Below are 17,770 nucleotides of genomic sequence, written 5' to 3' on the forward strand. Positions count from 1 at the left end.
TGTCCGCCGTGCCCCACGAGGTTTGCAGGATATGTACACCAGACTCCTTATTGCTCCCCTCGCTTGTCTCGTATTAGCGGTGTCAGCTTTTGCGCAACCAATGGCTCCGGCCCCTGATGCACCGCTCCGCAATGCAGCACTTCGCATGAAGGATAAAGATTATCGCGGTGTGCGCGACGAGCTGCGCACCGTCCCGCCATCACCCGAGCGGACCTTCCTGGACGGCGTGGCAGCCCGTCGTCTGGAACAGTGGCCCGAAGCCTCGGAACTTCTTGGCGCTGCGGCACAGGATCTTCCACTGCTGGCCGATTACGCACTGTTCTGGCAGGCGGAGGCGCTCATGGCCGCGGCCCGCTACGACGAGGCAGGAGAAGCGCTGCAACGGCTCGTGGGCACCTGGCCCGAAAGCCCGACCCTGCGGAAGGCGCGGATGCTCCTCGCGGATGCCCTGTTCGCCCGCAAAGAGTACCGGCAGGCCCTTGCCTCGTATATACGATTCATTGAGCTGTACCCATCGGGAACCGACTCAGTCACCGCCACCCTGAAAGCGGCCCTGTGCCGCGAAGGACTTGACGACCCACGCCGGGCGGTCCAGGAGTTGCGCGCCATCTGGCTTGCCTATCCGGCATCGCCCGTGGCTGAAACCGCGGAACAGGAACTCAAGCGACTCGAAGCGCTCGGATTCCCTGCCGTTCCGCCAACGCCCGACGAACTCCTCAAGCGGGGGACTACGCTCTACAATCTCGGCAAGTACGAACGCGCCCTTGCCGTCTTCAGTGCCATCCCCTCCAAGGAGCAGCCCGCCGCTTTCAACGACCGCGTGGCACTGAAGACGGGTGAGACTCTCTTGAAACTGAGACGGTACAAAGATGCTGCACGCACGTTCTCCGGCCTCATCGAGCGCGAGCCGAAACGGGAGATTGCCGACGAAGCCCGTTTCCTGCTCGCCCGGGCCCAGGACAAAGCCGGTAACGATGACGAGGCATTTCTCGGCTTTCTCAAGCTGACGGAGTCGGCCCCCTCGTCGGAGTTTGCGGACAATGCGCTGCTGGAGGCGGCATTTGTCCGCAAATTCCAGGGGCGGTACGCCGATCAACTGGCAGTCCTGGAAAAACTGCTGACAACCTACCCCGGGACGAAACTCAAGCCGCGGGCATTGTGGGAAGCTGCCTGGGCCCGCTACAATACCGGAGACTATCGCTCCGCCGCGGAGTCATTCCGGCTTCTGACCGCCTCTGCCGACTACCGCGAACGGGCACTCTACTGGCACGGACGTTCCCTGCAGCGCATGGGCGAAGAGGCCGTGGCCCGGCAAAGTCTTGCCATGCTTGCAGAGGAATTCCCCTTTTCCTTTTACACCTTCACGGCGACCGCCCCGGCACCGCAGGAAGAGGCAATGCCCCTGATAGTGCACGACCCGCGCCAGATCATCGCCCCGCCTGCCGGACACGAACGGGCACGAGCACTTATCGCCATGGGACTCCATGATCAGGCCAGGAGCGAACTCTCCATTGCCCGCAAAAACGGCTCGTTGCGGGGCAAGGGGCTCCTGGGCATCGCCCGCCTCTACCTGGAGATGGATGATTATTCGTCCGCGGCAGCGGCCCTGCGCGGGGAGCAGCCCCGCCGCATGGACGGCGATACGGCGACCACCTGGGGGCTGCTCTACCCCCGCGGCTTCAGTGAGTCGGTCGCAGCCGAGGCAAACCGCCACACTATCCCTGAAGAATTGATCTTCGGTCTCATCAAGGCCGAAAGCGGCTTCTCTCCCGTTGCCCTCTCGCCGGTCGGCGCGGTGGGACTCATGCAGCTCATGCCGTCCACTGCCAAGGGCATGGTCAATGGTTCGTCCACCTCCACCGGTATTTCCCTGCGCCTCACCGACCCAGCCTTCAATGTCGGCCTCGGAGTCAGACACCTGAAAGACCTGCTCAAGCAGTACAACGGCAACGTGGTTTCCGCCGTGGCGGCCTACAATGCGGGCTCCAGGCCGGTGGACCGGTGGCGGCGCTCCCTTGCCGGCCTGCGCGAAGACGAATTCATCGAGAACATTCCCTACTACGAAACCCGCGAGTACGTAAAAAAAGTCCTGACATTTGCGGAGATATACCGCAGGCTCTACCGTCCTGCCGCACCGGCCCTTGCACTTCTTCCCCCGGTCAGCGCACCGGAACCGCCCCAACCAGCCCCGACCAATAATGCGCCGCCAACTGCGGCACTGGCCAGCCCACCCGAAACCTCAGCCCTGACTGCGCCGGTTCGGCAACAGCCTTAACAGCCTTCCCCTGCACTGCCAAGCAGACATCGACAGCCCAGGCACGCATTGACAGTATACTGATTATCTGTACAATGATTGTCATTGTACGCAGCGATCGGATGCCAGCATGTACGACATTGAGAACAGTATCGGCTTCCACCTTGCCAAGGCTTATCAGCGGGGCTTTGCGTTGTTCAAGGACCAACTGGATCCCTACGGCCTGACCCCTCCGCAGTTCAGCGTCCTTGCCTTTCTCTGGAAAGAAGATGGCCAATCCCAGACGGCCCTGTCCCAGAAGACCCTCATTGACCGGACCACCATCGGCGGTCTCGTTGACCGGCTCGAAAAGCTCGGTCTGGTCAAGCGGCAGCCCCACCCCGAAGACCGCCGCGCCTATCGCATCTGCCTCACCCAACGGGGCATGACACTCGAACGCGAACTCTGCGCCACTGCGGCGGAGGTGCTTGCCCTCTTTCTCGCTCCCCTATCGGAAGACGAACGGAACAGTTTGCATCATCTCCTGGAAAAAATCAGGACCGCCCCGGAGAATCGCCATGAAACCACTACCAATCCGTAGCATTCCTCTCCTGATCCTTGCGCTCTGGACAGCGACTCCGGGCACGGCCGGCGCGCTTTCACTCACGGAATGCCTGAATCTTGCCGCGGCCGGCAACTACTCCCTGGCCGTAACGGCCTCCGACCGCCTCATCGCGCAGGAGGCGATCACCCAGGCCCGGAGCGGCTTCCTCCCGCGCGTGGACTTCCAGGGCGGGTACACCCTCCAGGCAAAGCCCCAGGCGGTCAATTTCGGCGAGAGGGGCAGCATCGAGACCCAGGACGGAACCTATGGATTCTTCAACCTCTCCGTGACCCAGACCATCTATGACTTCGGCCGCACCGCCTCGCGCCGGCAGCGGGCGTCCCTCCTCCACGAGGCGGCTGTCCAGCAGTACGCCGGGGCCGAAAAAGACGTATTCCTCCAGGTTGTCGAGGCCTATTTCGGCATCCTCGAAGCACGGCGCCTCCTCGGCACCGCCGAGGAGGAAGTGGCCCAGCGCACCGATCATTTGCGGATCGCCACCAATCTCTTTGAACAGGGGGTGGTCACCCGCAACGACCTCCTCCAGGCCCAGGTCAGACTGGCGGAAAGCACCCAGAAGCGCCTGGTGGCGGCCAACCGGCTCGAAAACCGCTGGATGTACCTCAATCACCTGACCGGAAGACCGCTCGACCGGCGGGACGAGCTTGAGGAGGGGACCGAATCCGCCATGCCCGATACTGCCGGGGCCGAGGAACGCGCCTTTGCCACCCGTCCCGAACTGGCTGCCCTGGCGCGAAGCGCGGACGCCGCCGATGCGGAAGTTTCCGAGGCCAGGAGCGGTTACTACCCCGAGCTCTATGCCAAGGCGGGCATCGACTACGTGGAGAACAGCAAGGTGCGCGAACAGGCAATCTATGCCGCAACCGTGGGGCTGAAGATCAACCTCTTCGAAGGGTTCTCCACGGAATCCAGACACCGGCAGTCAGTCGAACGCCTCACCAGAAGCCGCGATGCGTTGCGACTGGCGCGGGAACAGGTCCGGCTCGAGCTTGCCACTGCCCTGAACGATGCCCGGGTGGCGGAACAGCGGATCAAGAGCGTTGAAACGGCAATCCGCCAAGGAGAAGAAAACCTGAGGATCAACCGGGACCGCTACCAGGCCCAGGTCGGCACAGCCACCGATGTGCTCGACGCCCAGACACTGCTTACCCAGATCAAGACCGATTATCACCGGGCCGTCTTCGACTTCCAGGTCGCCAAGGCCCGTGTCAGCAAAGCAATGGGAGAACTGTAGGCATGACAACGGAACAGGAACTACCGGACCGGGGAGAAACCCGGGAAATCCCGTCGGCCCAGCCGGCGCCACAGAGCAAGGGGAGCGGCGGCAAGCGGAGACGGGCGGGCATTGTCCTGCTCATACTGTTCGTGGTTGGAGCGGTGATCGGCCTGCGCTGGCTCGTCCACGGCATGACGTACCTAGCCACGGACAACGCCTTCGTGGAATCCCACATCCATGCGGTGTCCTCCCGGGTGCCGGGTACGGTCGCCGTGGTGTATGTCACTGACAACCAGGCCGTGAAAAAAGGAGATATCCTTGCGGAACTGGATCCCAGCGACTACCGGACCCGGGTCAGCGAGGCCACGGCAGCCCTTGCCATGGCCCGCAACGAGACCTCGGGCGACTATGCCCAGGTGGAAGCGGCGCGTGCCGCGGTCGACCATGCCCGGGCGCGCCTGGCCCAGGCCGACTTGGACCTGACACGCGGCACGGCTTTGCTGGCAAAGGAGGTCATCCCCCGCGAACAGTTCGACCGGCTCGAAACGGCGAAGCGGGTGGCGGCGGCCCAGGTGCGCGAGGCAGAGGAGCAGATGCGCAAGGCACAGGCCGAAATCGGCCTGTCCGGGAACGGCAGCCGTGAAGCCCGGGTGGCGCTGCGCGATGCCCAGCTCGCCACGGCGTCCCTCAACCTTTCCTACACGAAAATCCTGGCGCCCGCCAACGGTTACGTCACGCGCAAATCAGTGGAGCCGGGCAACACGATCCAGGCGGGCCAGCCCCTCATGGCCGTGGTCGACCTGGATGACGTCTGGATCACTGCCAACTACAAGGAGAGCCAGCTTACCCACATGAAGCCGGGCCAGAAGGTGACCTTTACGGTTGACGCCTATCCCGGCCGCACCTTCTCGGGCAGGATCGACAGCATCATGGCCGGAACCGGCGCGGCCTTCTCGCTCTTGCCGCCTGAAAATGCCACGGGCAACTACGTGAAGGTCGTCCAGCGGGTTCCGGTCAAGATCGCCGTGGACAGGGCAAGCGATCCCGGCCACCTGTTGCGGGTGGGCATGAGCGTGGTGCCGTCGGTGGATGTGGAGCGCTCCCTGGGCGACATCCTCCACGGACTCTGGCCGTTCTAGAAGGCAGGAGACGTGGAACCGGACACGAAAACCGTCAACAAGTGGCTCATCACCATCACGGTGATGCTGCCGACCATCATGGAGATCGTCGACACCTCCGTGGCGAACGTGGCGCTTCCCCACATGCAGGGGAGCCTCAATGCCGGCACCGACGAAATCACCTGGGTGCTCACCTCCTACCTGGTGAGCAACGCCGTGGTCCTCCCCATGACCGGCTGGTTCTCGCGACTCTTCGGCAGGAAGCGGTTCCTCATCTCCTGCATCACCCTCTTCACCATTGCCTCGTTTCTCTGCGGCGCCGCGCCCAACCTGGCAAGCCTCATCTTCTTCAGGATAGTCCAGGGCGCTGCGGGTGGAGCCCTGATCCCAAGCAGCCAGGCGATCCTCATGGAAACATTCCCGCCCAGGGAACGGGGAATGGCCAATGCCATCTTCGGCATCGGCGCCATGTTCGGCCCCATCATCGGCCCGGCCCTGGGGGGCTGGATCACCGACAACCTGAACTGGCGCTGGATCTTCTACATCAACATCCCCATCGGCATCCTGGCGGTGATCATGGCGGTCTACTTCATCTTCGACCCTCCCTATCTCCGCCGCTCGAAGCTGTCCATCGACTGGTGGGGGCTGGGGTTGCTGACCGTCGGGCTCGGGGCGCTGCAGATCGTGCTCGACAAGGGGCAGCAGGACGACTGGTTCAACTCATCCTTCATCACCGGCGCATCCATCGTCTCGGCAGGTGCGCTGTTGCTCCTCGTCTATGTGGAGCTCAGGCACGAGCACCCCATCGTCAACCTGCGCCTGTTCAAGGACATTTCCTTTTCCGCCGGCAATCTCATCATGTTCATGATCGGGTTCTGCCTCTACAGCTCCATCATGCTGATCCCGCTCTTCCTCCAGACGCTCATGGGCTACGATGCAACCCTGGCGGGGATGGTCCTGGCCCCGGGCGGGGTGGCCACCCTGCTGACCATGCCGTTCGTGGGGGCGGTCATCTCACGCTACGACGGCCGGAAGGTGGTTCTGGCAGGGCTTCTGATCGGAGCAACCGCCATGTTCCTCATGCAGCGGTTCACCCTGGAGGCATCCTACTGGGACTTCGTCTGGCCGCGCGTGGTCCTCGGCGTGGGGCTCGCCATGCTGTTCGTCCCCCTCAATACCGTGACCCTCATGCCGATTCCCAGGGAAGAGATGGGCAACGCCACCGGCATGCTCAACCTGATGCGCAACATCGGCGGCAGCGTGGGCATCGCCGTTGCCGCCACCCTCATCGCCCGGTATCACCAGTTTTACCAGAACGTCCTGGTGGAACAGGTAACACCGTACAATCCTGCGGCACAGCAACGGCTCAGCATGTTGACGGAGGGGATGAAACTCCGGGGAATGGATGGGGTGAGCGCCGGGAAAGCTGCTCTTGGGGCACTCTACGGTGTGATTCAGAAACAGGCGGGGATGCTGGCCTACAACCGGATCTTCTGGATCGTGGGGATCGCCTTTCTCAGCGTGATCCCTTTCCTGCTGCTTCTGCGGCGCCCGCGCCACACGGGCGAATCCGCGGAGATGCCCTGACCACCCTCACGTCATCAGGTCATCCGCCAGTTCGTTCACATCATCGGCCCGGCGCGGGAAATGCCGGGCCAGTTCGGCCCCGCACCCGGCAACAGCGGCGCAGAGGGCATCACAGCCCCTTCCCTGCCGTATCCCCCGGGCCAATTCAGCGGCCAGCCCCTCCCAGAAGCCCGGCGGTATCTTTGCGTTGATCCCCCGGTCTCCCAGGATCCAGACCTTGCGTTCGAGGAGCGATATGAAAATGAGGATGCCGGTTTCTTCCCGGGTCCGGTAGAGCCCGCGCTCATAGAACGCGCGCACGGCCCGCTCACGCACGGCCTCGGCAAGGCGGGCCCTGCCGACAAAGGGAAGTTTCAGGCGCGGTATCCGGCGCATGACTGCCCGAGCAGCCGGAAACAGAATGAAAACAAGGGGGATATACGTCCAGATGGTTACATGGTGGAGCCCCATGGCAACGGCAATCGACACCAGTCCGGCCAGAAGGACTGCGCCAAGTGTTTCCGCCTCACGGTAGCTGTCGCTGTCAGTCGCCACCATGGTCGCAATTTCGCCTGAGGTGGCCGCTTCCGCTGATGCCACGGCGTGGCGGATTCGCTCCTTTTCCTCGGACGTAAAAAACGTTTCAGCCTTCATGCCTGATTACCCCGCGTCACCAGTCGCCCGATGCTCCGCCGCCGCCGAATCCGCCACCGCCGCCGGAAAAACCGCCCCCCGACGACCAGCCTCCGCCATACCCTCCCCCAAAGCCACCTCCGAGGTACGGGCCGCCGCCAAAGCCTCCTCCGCCCCTGCCACCGCCGCCGAACAGCGAGGTGAGCGCGAGGCCTGCCACGAATCCTGCCACCGCAAGGCCGGCAAGCAAGACAAGGCCAAGCCCCGGCACGGTAAGCAGGGTAACCAGCGGCAACCCGACAGCTCCGGCAAGACCGCCGAGGATACGGGAAAACGCTCCGAGAAAGACGCAGGCAACCCCCACGAAAATGAGCAGTCCCATGATGGGTGGAGCACTCCTCTTCCCCTGCCTGAGGTCGCGCGGAACGTCGGCATACTCCCCCTTCACCGCGGCTGCCATGGCGGACACGCCGGCCAGAATTCCGCCGTCGTAATCCCCTTGTCTGAAATAGGGAGTAATCTCGCCCCGGATGATCCGTCCGGAGACAAGGTCGGTCAGGCGCCCTTCGAGCCCCCGCCCCACCTCGATCCTCACCTTCCGCTCGGCCCGGGCAACCAGAAGAATGGCACCATTGTCCGTACCTTTCTGTCCGATCCGCCAGGCATCCGCCACCCGGATGGAAAATTCCTCAAGGTTGTCGCCCTCCAGGGAGGGTACCGTCAGCACGACGATCTGGGTCGAATCGCTCCGTTCGAGATCGGCCAGGATCTGCTCCACCCGTTGTGCTCCCTGCGGAGACAGGAGTCCGGCGTAATCGTTCACGTACCCGCGCAGTTGCGGCACGTCGCGTGCTGCAACGAGCGTCGGGAACAGAATGATGCATATGGCGAGAAGCAGGCGCTTCATGTTCAGACCGGAGATCCGGGACCTCGTCAAAATTTCACTTTAGGCGCGGCCTTGGCGCCTTCGTCGGCTTTGAACGGCTCCTTGCGCTCCAGGTGGAGCAGCAGCTTGTTCGTAAGACTGTTGGGGAAGGTTCTGATGCTGGTATTGAAGTCCTGTACCGCCTTGTTGTAGCGGGTCCGGGCTACATTGATCCGGTTCTCGGTACCCTCGAGCTGGTTCTGGAGATCGAGGAAATTCTGGTTGGCCTTCAGGTCCGGATACCGTTCCACCACGACCATGAGCCGCGAGAGCGCGCTGGAGAGCTCCCCCTGGGCCTGCTGGAACCTGGCCAGGGTTTCCGGATTGTTCACGGCATCACGGGTCACCTGCATGGACCCGACCTTGGCCCGGGCTTCGGTCACCGCCGTCAGGGTTTCAGCTTCATGCTTCGCGTACCCCTTGACCACCTCCACCAGATTGGGAATGAGATCGGCCCGCCGCTGGTACGCCGCCTCCACGTCGCCCCACGCGGCAAATACCGCCTCTTCGTTGGCCTGCATCACGTTGTAGCCGCAGCCCGAAAGCAGCGACAATCCCAGCAGCGCTGTCACCATCATCACCAGTCGTTTCATGGGTCCTCCACCATCCTGGAATAATGCCACTCTCAAGGATAATCATCAGCCGGCCGGTTGTCATCCCCCCCATAGCTCATTTTCATGACGATCACGGCGCTGTTGCAGATGATCGAAACGATATTGGCGGCAATGAGCGGGAGATCGCGCAGGAGCAGACCATACCCGAGCCACAGGAACAGGCCGGTAACAAGAAGCACCGGTTGCCAGATCGAAATGTCGCGCACCCGTTTGGTCCTGAAAGCTCTGATCACCTGGGGGATGGCGGCCACGCTCGTGAGGATTCCCGCCGTAAGTCCAAGCAGGGTCGTGACAGTCATGCCCCCTTCTTTCCCTTGAACTGGTCGGCCGCCCAGTCGATCTGGGTCATCATCCCGCGCAGGATGGCCACCTCGCGGCTATCCAGCTCGGAGCGCGCAAAGATGCGCCGCAGTGAACGCATCAGGTGGGCGGGATTCTGGGGATTGAGATACCCGATGCGCATCAGGGTGCGCTCCATGTGCTCGAACAGGGGTTCCGTTTCGGCCAACCCCGCAAGGGGACGGTCTTCGCCGACCGCTGTCCGGCCCCCCAGGGAGGTGAACAGTTCGTAGCAGAATACCATCACGGCCTGGGACAGATTCAGGGAGCCGTACTCCTCTGACGAGGGAATCGTGGCGTGCCAGCGGCACAGGGAAAGCTCGTCGGTGGTCAGGCCGTTATCTTCCCGGCCGAAGACGAGGGCGGCGCGGTTCCCCGCAAGATTGGCGCCAAACTTCGACACGATCTCCTTGGGTGAAAAGATCTCCTGGCGGTATTTGCCGTGGCGGCGGGTCGTGGCCACGGACAGTTCCGTATCGGAGAGGGCATCCTCAAGGGACTCGAACACTCTGGCCCGCTCCAGCAGGTCCCGGGCGGAAACGGCAAACTTGAGTGCTTCCGGGTGATCGAGACGACACCCCTTTACGATACGCAACTCACCGAGCCCCATGTTCTTCATGGCGCGACATACCATACCCACATTGCCGGGGCTCTGCGGCTCCACCAGTACTATGGCGACCCGCTCTTTCAGGGAAACGCCCCCGGTCACTTCATGATCCGACATCGTTCTTCATTCCTCCCATCAATCGAGCTCCCGTTGCCTCATTCGCCTGAGCCGTTCACGGGCGGGTCTTCTTCTCATGCGGGCATGGATCAGATGAAACAGCCACATGCAGAAGACAAACCCTGCCAGAAGTGCCAGCAGATGCGACTCATACCGGCTCACATCCTCCACGAAGAGCGAAGCGCTCTTGCCGAAAAAATAACCCGCCAAGGAAAATACAACGGCCCAGAGAGAAGCACTGCAGAGGTTCAGCCAGAGGAACCGCCGGGCGGGAAACGTGGTCATGCCGAGGATGATCGGCAGGATGATCCTGAAGCCGTAGGTGTAACGCGAAACAAAGGCAACAAAGGTACCGTAGCGCTCAATGAGCCGGAGGGCCTTGCGGAACTTGCGGGCGATTAGGGTGAACGCCTTCAACAGCCAGGGCCCTTTCCAGCGCCCCAGGTAAAAGTAGAACTGATCCCCGGCAAACGCGCCCCCAAGGGCGGTCAGGATGACGCCCCCGATATCCAGATACCCCTGGAACGCAAGAAAGCCCGCAAGAATGAGCCCTGCCTCGCCCTCAAGGAAGGTCCAGACAAAGAGCACTCCGTAACCGTAGGTTGCCAGGTATTGGCCGAGGAATTCCTGCACGCAGCCTCCGAGAGGAGTGTATCATGCATTCCCGCGCCGTAACGCTGCCCGCACAAGAAAAAAGGGCTTTGCCAGCCCTTTTCTCCAGGTAATGCCAGAAGCAACGATCAGCGCAACAGCCTGAGAAGGTACAAAAACGTGCCGCCGGCAGTCAGCCCCGAGACAAGCCCTGCCGCATCATGAACCATCAGGGAAAACTGGCGGCGCCCCATGAATTGCTCCGGCAACGTGATGCCCAGGTTCTGCATGATGATCTGCCAGTCATAGTCCCAGTTGTAGACCTGCAGGTACAATTCGGATCCCTTCCACAGAAAGAGTGCGGCAAAGACAACGCCAAAGGCGATAAAACCGTTGGCAATCACCGAATCGCGAATCTGCAGGTAAATCTTGCGGATCATGTCAATATTTACCAGCGACAGGAAGACCCACGTGCTGTTTTCGATCATGGCGATGTTGCGCAGCACCGGATACTGGGGTTCGGGGTTGATGAGGACAAAGGCCACCGATCCCGCGAGTACGCCGAGAATGGACAGGTAGACGACATGCTTGCTCCCTCCCAATTCAAGGGTCCGGCTGAAGATATAATACTCCTGAAACCCATGGGTCATGACCATGATGGCGACGGTACCGATGATATAATGGATTGCCTCCAACTGGGTATACGCTGTCCAGGGAGCATCCAGCGCCTTCTCGACCACATAGAGCTGGCTCAGGAAAATGAGGAAAAAGCCCATGGAGATACTGGTCCAGACCCGGGCATTGTCGATGCTGAAGTAAAAGCTGACGCATCCAGCCAGAAGCCAGAAGATGATCTGAACCAGGTCAACGGTTGATATGTTTGCCATCGTTCCCTCTCGAGCGCTCCAACGATTGCCTTGTCACAGCAGTGATTTCGTCCGTTCCGCGATCTCGTTCTTCATGGTCTCCAGCATCTCCCTGGTCTTGGATATGCTGGTCAGAAGCTTTGCCCCTTTTTCAACGCCGGCAAGAAATGCACCGGCCCGGGAACCGTCCGTGAGGGCGCGGCGTCCGCCGCGGTCATTCAATTCCTTCTCCACGAGCGAAGCCCCCATTTTGCCAACGTAGGCCATGGCCACTTCCTTGAGATCGTCTTCAAGTTCCTTCAACGCGTCATCCGCATGCTGCTGACCGACAACCTCCGCTTCTTTCCGGATCTTTTCCCGCTCGGATGAAAAACGGGCAGTGGTCGATTCCCAGAGCTTGGCTATGTTGACCATTTCCAGAAGGTCGTAATGCATGAGCTCTTCAGCACTCTTGGTCGACAACACATCAATCTTTGCCCCGGGCAGGCCGGCGATTTTCTGTGACTCGGAAGCGGATGTCTCGATATCATGGGAACCATCGTGGAAAAAACCGAGGGGCGCCCCCTCCTTGTAAAAGATAAGGGCGGTCCGGTCCTCGGTATAGATCCTCAAACAACCGTTGAGACGCTGTGCCTTCATCTTTTCGAGCAAGCCCTTGATGTCGATCAGCTTGAGCTCCTGCCCCTGGTACAGCACATCTCCATGGAGCATCGCATGGAGACACATGGTGAGATCCCTGGAGAGCTTATACACGCTCAAGGAGCCGCCGCCGCCGAAAATCTGGTTGCACACGCCGGCAATGGCTTCGAAGCCGGTGAGTCTCTTCCCATCCTGCTCAAGCATGGCACTGATCAGCTTTCCGGCCTCGAAAAAAAGAATGGCAATGGAAGAAGGAAACGTGAAATTGAGATAGCCGGTAAAAGAGCTGCCTTTCAGCTTCTCAAACATGTCGGGAATCTTGACCTTGGACGCCGCAATGTTCTCGTACAACGGATTCCCTTTGGGAAGAAGAAACATTCCGATCTCCTTTGTCGTGCTAAAGTTTCGAGGTCCAGAAACGCACGTGCGGCGTTACGTTAATAACAGCGCAACCTATGCTTGCGGGTCGCGCGAACTCTCGTAGATTCGCTCAAAGAGATGCTCTATGCGGAAAAACGTCTCAAGAACCCGCGGGTCGAAATGACTACGCGGCGTGATCCGTTCATCGCCGTTCAAGAAGACACTGCGTGCTTCTGCGTGGGTTAAGGCATTTTTGTAACTGCGCCTGGAACGGAGTGCATCATAGACATCCGCAAGCTTCACGATTCGCCCGGCCAGCGGGATGCTTCGCCGCGCAAGCCCCCGGGATACCCGCTGCCGTCCCAATTCTCATGGTGAGTCAGGGCAATCTCCCGTGCCACGCTCAAGCGGGGAGAATCACCGAGAATCTGCTCCCCGAATTCCGGATGGAGCCGCATAACGCGCTCCTCAGCCTCATCGAGGGGACCGGGTTTGAGAAGAATTGCCGTCGGAACCCGAATCTTTCCCACGTCGTGCATCTGGGCCGAATAGGAAATCACTTCAACAAAGTCGGGGGAAAGATCCATATGGGCGGCAAGGGCTCCAGCATAGCGATTCACGCGCACGATATGATCGCCCGTACTCTCCTCAGCCGCCTCGCATGCCCGCGCCAGTGCCTCGATGGTATAAATGAAGGCGTGCTCGGTTTCGCGGACCATCGCCGACAGCGTGACAAGGGAGCCGATGACAACCGACAGTCCGCGGAGCACATCACCGTCGTACTCAGTGGCTTCCCCGGCATAATTAAATGCAAAGAGCGCACCATTGCTTTCACCGCTGATCTGGCACGCGACAAAGTTCCTGATGGGCTTGGCTATACGCTTGACAATGTCGGGATGAAAGATTACCTGATAGCGCTCAATCGATTCGAAGCTCTCGCGCCAGTTCGACACGAGAACCTCGCTACCGAGGCGGCCCAGTGAATAAACCGAGTCGGCGTCCATGAGAATTTCATCGGAGGTTCTTACCAGCTCACCGGCTTGAAGCTGAAATATCCAGCCTCGGCTCGTGCCGCCAAAACCGGCGAGAAGGAGAAAGATACGTTCCGGCCCGCGCTTGCCGCCGCCACCGAGAACCCGACGTATCGCCTCCGAGTAGAGCTCTTCCCCGGAAAACCTGCGGCAGCATATGTCCTTGAGCGTGGCATCAGTGAGTCTCAGGAGCTCCTGCGTCTGCTGCAACGACAATCGGCAGAGTTCCAGCGTCATGGAGGACTCCTGGCAAGAAAGGTCAACGCGCCGTCATTTAGCGTACGTTATACCTCATAATGTCTTGCCCCGCAAGGGATTATGGGGATTTGACCATGAACGACAAAGGCCCGACGCGCGCGCCGGGCCTTTGTCGTTCACTCATGGACAAATACTATTTTTTTGCAGACAGTGCCTTCTCAAAGCCCAACTGGAACGCTTTTCTGTTCAGCTCGACAAAGGCCTCGGGAACACGCGAGAGAACAGCCTTCTCGGCCGCTTCCTTGGACACGACGCCGGTCAGGGCAACCATGGCGCCCAGAGCAACGATATTGGCAACGATTTCACGACCGACATCGTTCTTTGCAGTATTGATGATATTGAACGCAGTCGTTTGATAGTTGCCCGGCGGCAGCTTGGTGACGAGGTCGGAATCTATCAGAAGAACCCCACCTTCCTTAAGGTCGGCGGAGTACTTGTCACATGCCTCCTGGGTAAGAGCCAGCAGAGCATCGCACTTCGTAGCCTTCGGATAGTCGACCGGACCATCCGAGATGATGACTTCAGACTTGGAAGCGCCTCCCCGTGCCTCAGGGCCATAGCTCTGGGACTGGACAGCCTGCTTGCCGTCGTAGATGGAGGCCGCCTCGGCCATGATCACCCCGGCAAGAATGAGCCCTTGGCCGCCGGCACCGGAAAACCTGATTTCATATCTTCCAGACATGTATCTATCTCCTTTTATGCTCGGTTTACTTGGCACCGCCCTGGGCGCGCTCGATGACTTTCCGATACTCTTCGCAGTACTCGGGTTTGTCTTCCTTGTACAGAACGCCCGTGAGAACCTTGCCCTGAAGCTGCTCGGGCGTCATCTTCTCAGCGGCCTTGACCGGTACGGCAACTTCCTTGAGGTGGTTCATCATCTCGACAACCGACCGGTACTTGTTCCGACGGCCGAAGCAGGTGGGGCAGTCGTCGAGGATTTCAACGACCGACATCCCCTTGTGCTGTACGGCTTCGACAATCAGCTTGTCGATTTGGTTGGCGTGGAACGCGGTACCGCGGGCCACGAAGGTTGCACCGGCACCGATGGCAAGCTTGGCGATGTCGAAAGACGGGTCGGGGTTGCCGTAGGGGGTGGTGGAAGCTTTCGCCATGTGCGGAGTGGCCGGCGAGAACTGCCCGCCGGTCATGCCGTAAATTTTGTTGTTCATCAGAATATACGTCATGTCAATGTTACGACGGCAGGCATGGATGAAGTGGTTGCCGCCGATGGCAACGCCGTCGCCGTCGCCGCCAACGCAGAAGACGGTCATTTCCGGCTTGGACATCTTTACGCCGGTGGCAAATGCCGCAGCACGGCCATGGGCGGTGTGGAGGGTGCAGCAATCCATGTAGCCGGGAAGACGGGAAGCGCAACCGATACCGGAAACGATCGCCGTATTGTTCTTATCGAGACCGAGTGTATCCATGGCCCTGATGAGGCCCTTCATGACGATGCCGTGACCACAGCCGGGACACCAGATGTGAGGCAGTTTCCCCGGACGGATGTATTTCTCATAATTGAAAGCCATTATTACTTGACCTCCTTAATCTTGCTGAGGATTTCGCCGGGATTGACCGGTTCGCCATCCACATGGTAGATGCCGAGGACAGGAGCGTTGCCTTCGATGCACCCCTTGACGACGCCATTGCACATGCCAAGGCTCATCTCGGGAGTAATGAAGGCCTTTACCTTTTTGGAAAGTTCGAGCAACCGCTCCTCGGGGAACGGCCAGAAGGTCTTGAGGCGGAAAAGACCTGCCTTGATGCCTTCCTTACGTGCCTCGTTCACGGCGAAACGTGCGGACCGGGAGGTTGAGCCGAAGGCGACGACGATCACGTCTGCGTCATCACACATGAACTCTTCCCACTCCATGATTTCGTTCTTGTTTGCTTCAACCTTGCGCACCTGGCGCTCTTCCTCGGCCTGAACGATAGAAGCTTGGTGGTGGGGAAACCATCAGCCATCTTGTTGAGACCGGTCACGTGGAAGCGATAGTCGGACCCAAACGCAGCCAGGGGAGGAACATCGCCGAACTGGGTATCGTAGGGCTTGTACTGCTCGGGCGGCACGGTCGGGGCAGCGCGGTCAATCACCTCCAGTTCGCCCGGCTCGGGGAACTCAATACGCTCGCGCATGTGACCAACGATCTCATCGGGCATGACGAAAACGGGTACGCGGTATTTTTCGGCAAGGTTGAATGCCTTGACGGTCATTTCAAAGCACTCCTGAACCGAAGCGGGCATGAGCGCGATGGTGGCATGGTCTCCGTGTGTTCCCCATTTGGCACACATGATGTCCGACTGGGAAGGACCGGTAGGCATACCGGTGGAGGGACCGCCACGCATAACGTCAATGATGACGCAGGGTACTTCGGTAATGCATGCATAACCGATGTTCTCCTGCTTGAGGGAGAGACCGGGACCCGAAGTTGCAGTGAGTACCTTGACACCGGTCAGGGAGGCGCCGATCACGGCGGCCATGGCTCCGATTTCGTCTTCCATCTGAATGAACTTGCCACCCACTTTAGGAAGTTCTGCCGACATCACCTCGGCGACCTCGGTCGACGGAGTGATCGGGTAACCACCGAAGAATTTGCACCCAGCGTATATGGCGCCATGCGCGGCCGCTTCGTTACCCTGTAGAAATGCTACTTTTTTTGCCACGTCACTTACCTCCTCGAGAATAGTTAAGGGGTCACCTTAATGGCGAAATCGGGACACCGCAGTTCGCACTGCATGCACTTGATGCAAGCTTCAAGGTTCTTTACCGCCACGACGAACCCTTTCATCTCCAGTACCTTTGTGGGGCAAAATTCAACACAGATGTGACACCCCTTGCAGTACTTCTCAATGATCTCAATCGTTGGAAGCTGTTTTTCCATCTAGATACGCTCCTTTACTGAAGTGTGGCCGTTACCGGCACAAAATTCATACGTATATAACATACACCGTATACGACTTCAACTCTTCATATCTATCTTGCTACGGGGAATCGGCCTGAATGCACAAACATCTCCCCATAAGGCAAAAGAAGGGCACAGGGCCTTCTTTGCCTTGCTGCATCAATGGGTGCCAAGCCTTACTTGAGACTGTCGACGAGGCTCTTGACCGCTGCGACAGACTTGTCCATCATCGCCTGCTCTTCGGCATCGAGAGAGAACTCGATGATCTTCTCGATACCCTTCTCACCGAGCACACAGGGGACGCCAACATAGTAGCCATTGACGCCGAACTCGCCCTGGAGGTAGGCGCAGGTCGGGAGAACCCGCTTCTGGTCCTTGAGGATCGACTCGGCCATGGCAATGGCGCTGGATGCGGGGCTGTAGAAGGCGGAGCCGGTCTTGAGGAGGGCAACGACTTCGCCGCCTGCCAGACGCGTGCGGTTAACCATGGCGTCCATAACTTCCTTGGCCTTCTCCTTGCTGCCATACTTGCGCTCAAGGAGTTCCATGACCGGGATGCCGTTGACACTGGCGTAGCGAACCAGCGGCACCATGTCGTCCCCGTGGCCGCCGAGAGTCATGGCGGTGACGTCCTTTACGGACACGCCCAGTTCCCAGGCGATGAAGGTGGCAAAGCGGGCGGAGTCGAGTACTCCGGCCTGACCGATAACGCGGCTGTAGGGGAAACCGGTAACCTTCTGGCAGAGGGTAACCATGGCGTCCAGAGGTTGGAGATTACGATCACGAAGGCATTGGGTGCGTACTGCTTGATCCCTTCGGCAACCGACGTCATGATCTTGGAGTTGACTTCGATGAGGTCGTCGCGGCTCATGCCGGGCTTACGGGGAAGGCCCGCTGTCACGATGACAACATCGGCTCCGGCAATGTCTTCGTAGCTGTTGGTACCCTTCAGGCAGACGTCGAAACCGTCAACAGGAGAAGCTTCGGCGATATCCAGGCATTTCCCCTGGGGAAGGCCTTCAACGATATCGAACAGGACGACGTCGCCAAGTTCACGGAGAGCGCAGAGCTGAGCAAGCACACCACCGATCTGGCCACCACCAATGAGAGCAATCTTCTTACGTGCCAT

16 protein-coding genes and 3 pseudogenes are annotated in these 17,770 nt (G+C 59.8%); 5 read left to right on the plus strand and 14 right to left on the minus strand.

Annotation, left to right across the window (positions count from 1 at the left end):
* The first annotated feature begins 31 nt into the window (after positions 1 to 31).
* From A2G06_09570 to A2G06_09590, 5 genes are all read left to right on the plus strand, one after another.
* Positions 32 to 2,275: a lytic murein transglycosylase gene (locus tag A2G06_09570; protein ID ANA40499.1), complete on the plus strand. Its 2,244-nt coding sequence runs from the start codon at positions 32 to 34 to the stop codon at positions 2,273 to 2,275.
* Positions 2,276 to 2,384: 109 nt separating this feature from the next.
* Positions 2,385 to 2,834, plus strand: a complete 450-nt coding sequence (locus A2G06_09575) for a MarR family transcriptional regulator (protein ANA40500.1) — start codon at positions 2,385 to 2,387, stop codon at positions 2,832 to 2,834.
* Entirely contained in the window at positions 2,812 to 4,092 is a 1,281-nt protein-coding gene (locus A2G06_09580) for an RND transporter (GenBank protein ID ANA40501.1), read from the plus strand. Before A2G06_09575 ends, A2G06_09580 begins: the two co-directional genes overlap by 23 nt.
* 2 nt (positions 4,093 to 4,094) lie before the next feature.
* On the plus strand, positions 4,095 to 5,213 hold the full coding sequence (locus A2G06_09585) for an RND transporter (protein ID ANA40502.1): 1,119 nt from the start codon (positions 4,095 to 4,097) through the stop codon (positions 5,211 to 5,213).
* A gap of 12 nt (positions 5,214 to 5,225) precedes the next feature.
* Complete coding sequence (locus tag A2G06_09590) at positions 5,226 to 6,779, plus strand: EmrB/QacA family drug resistance transporter (protein ID ANA40503.1); 1,554 nt, start codon at positions 5,226 to 5,228, stop codon at positions 6,777 to 6,779.
* 6 nt (positions 6,780 to 6,785) lie between these two features.
* Here A2G06_09590 and A2G06_09595 read toward each other — a convergent pair whose 3' ends face one another.
* The 14 genes and pseudogenes from A2G06_09595 to A2G06_09660 all read right to left on the minus strand — a co-directional run bounded on the left by A2G06_09595 (position 6,786) and on the right by A2G06_09660 (position 17,770).
* Complete coding sequence (locus A2G06_09595) at positions 6,786 to 7,412, minus strand: hypothetical protein (protein ANA40504.1); 627 nt, start codon at positions 7,410 to 7,412, stop codon at positions 6,786 to 6,788.
* Between the two features lie 16 nt (positions 7,413 to 7,428).
* Entirely contained in the window at positions 7,429 to 8,298 is an 870-nt protein-coding gene (locus tag A2G06_09600; GenBank protein ID ANA41645.1) for a methanol dehydrogenase, read from the minus strand.
* A 26-nt stretch (positions 8,299 to 8,324) separates the two neighbouring features.
* A complete protein-coding gene (locus tag A2G06_09605) occupies positions 8,325 to 8,909 on the minus strand; it encodes a hypothetical protein (GenBank protein ANA40505.1) in 585 nt (194 codons plus the stop codon).
* A 32-nt stretch (positions 8,910 to 8,941) separates the two neighbouring features.
* Positions 8,942 to 9,229 carry a hypothetical protein gene (locus A2G06_09610; protein ANA40506.1) on the minus strand — a complete coding sequence of 96 codons (288 nt, stop codon included), beginning with the start codon at positions 9,227 to 9,229 and terminating at the stop codon, positions 8,942 to 8,944.
* The gene (locus A2G06_09615) at positions 9,226 to 9,993 is read right to left on the minus strand and encodes an RNA methyltransferase (protein ANA40507.1); all 768 of its coding nucleotides are present in this window, start codon (positions 9,991 to 9,993) and stop codon (positions 9,226 to 9,228) included. The genes A2G06_09610 and A2G06_09615 overlap by 4 nt, the downstream gene beginning before the upstream one ends.
* Positions 9,994 to 10,011: 18 nt before the next feature.
* A complete protein-coding gene (locus A2G06_09620) occupies positions 10,012 to 10,626 on the minus strand; it encodes a hypothetical protein (GenBank protein ANA40508.1) in 615 nt (204 codons plus the stop codon).
* A gap of 107 nt (positions 10,627 to 10,733) precedes the next feature.
* Positions 10,734 to 11,471 carry a hypothetical protein gene (locus A2G06_09625; GenBank protein ID ANA40509.1) on the minus strand — a complete coding sequence of 246 codons (738 nt, stop codon included), beginning with the start codon at positions 11,469 to 11,471 and terminating at the stop codon, positions 10,734 to 10,736.
* Positions 11,472 to 11,504: 33 nt separating this feature from the next.
* The gene (locus tag A2G06_09630) at positions 11,505 to 12,467 is read right to left on the minus strand and encodes a GTPase-activating protein (GenBank protein ANA40510.1); all 963 of its coding nucleotides are present in this window, start codon (positions 12,465 to 12,467) and stop codon (positions 11,505 to 11,507) included.
* Positions 12,468 to 12,542: 75 nt separating this feature from the next.
* Positions 12,543 to 13,717, minus strand: a pseudogene (locus tag A2G06_09635) (HD family phosphohydrolase).
* A gap of 154 nt (positions 13,718 to 13,871) precedes the next feature.
* Entirely contained in the window at positions 13,872 to 14,420 is a 549-nt protein-coding gene (locus A2G06_09640; GenBank protein ANA40511.1) for a 2-oxoglutarate ferredoxin oxidoreductase subunit gamma, read from the minus strand.
* Positions 14,421 to 14,445: 25 nt separating this feature from the next.
* Complete coding sequence (locus tag A2G06_09645) at positions 14,446 to 15,267, minus strand: 2-oxoacid:ferredoxin oxidoreductase subunit beta (protein ANA40512.1); 822 nt, start codon at positions 15,265 to 15,267, stop codon at positions 14,446 to 14,448.
* Between the two features lie 2 nt (positions 15,268 to 15,269).
* Positions 15,270 to 16,402, minus strand: a pseudogene (locus tag A2G06_09650) (2-oxoglutarate ferredoxin oxidoreductase subunit alpha).
* Positions 16,403 to 16,425: 23 nt separating this feature from the next.
* Positions 16,426 to 16,620, minus strand: coding sequence for a tungsten formylmethanofuran dehydrogenase (locus A2G06_09655; GenBank protein ID ANA40513.1), 195 nt, complete (start codon positions 16,618 to 16,620; stop codon positions 16,426 to 16,428).
* 197 nt (positions 16,621 to 16,817) lie between these two features.
* A pseudogene (locus A2G06_09660) lies at positions 16,818 to 17,770 on the minus strand (malate dehydrogenase).

This window comes from Geobacter anodireducens (assembly GCA_001628815.1).
Lineage (GTDB): Bacteria > Desulfobacterota > Desulfuromonadia > Geobacterales > Geobacteraceae > Geobacter > Geobacter anodireducens.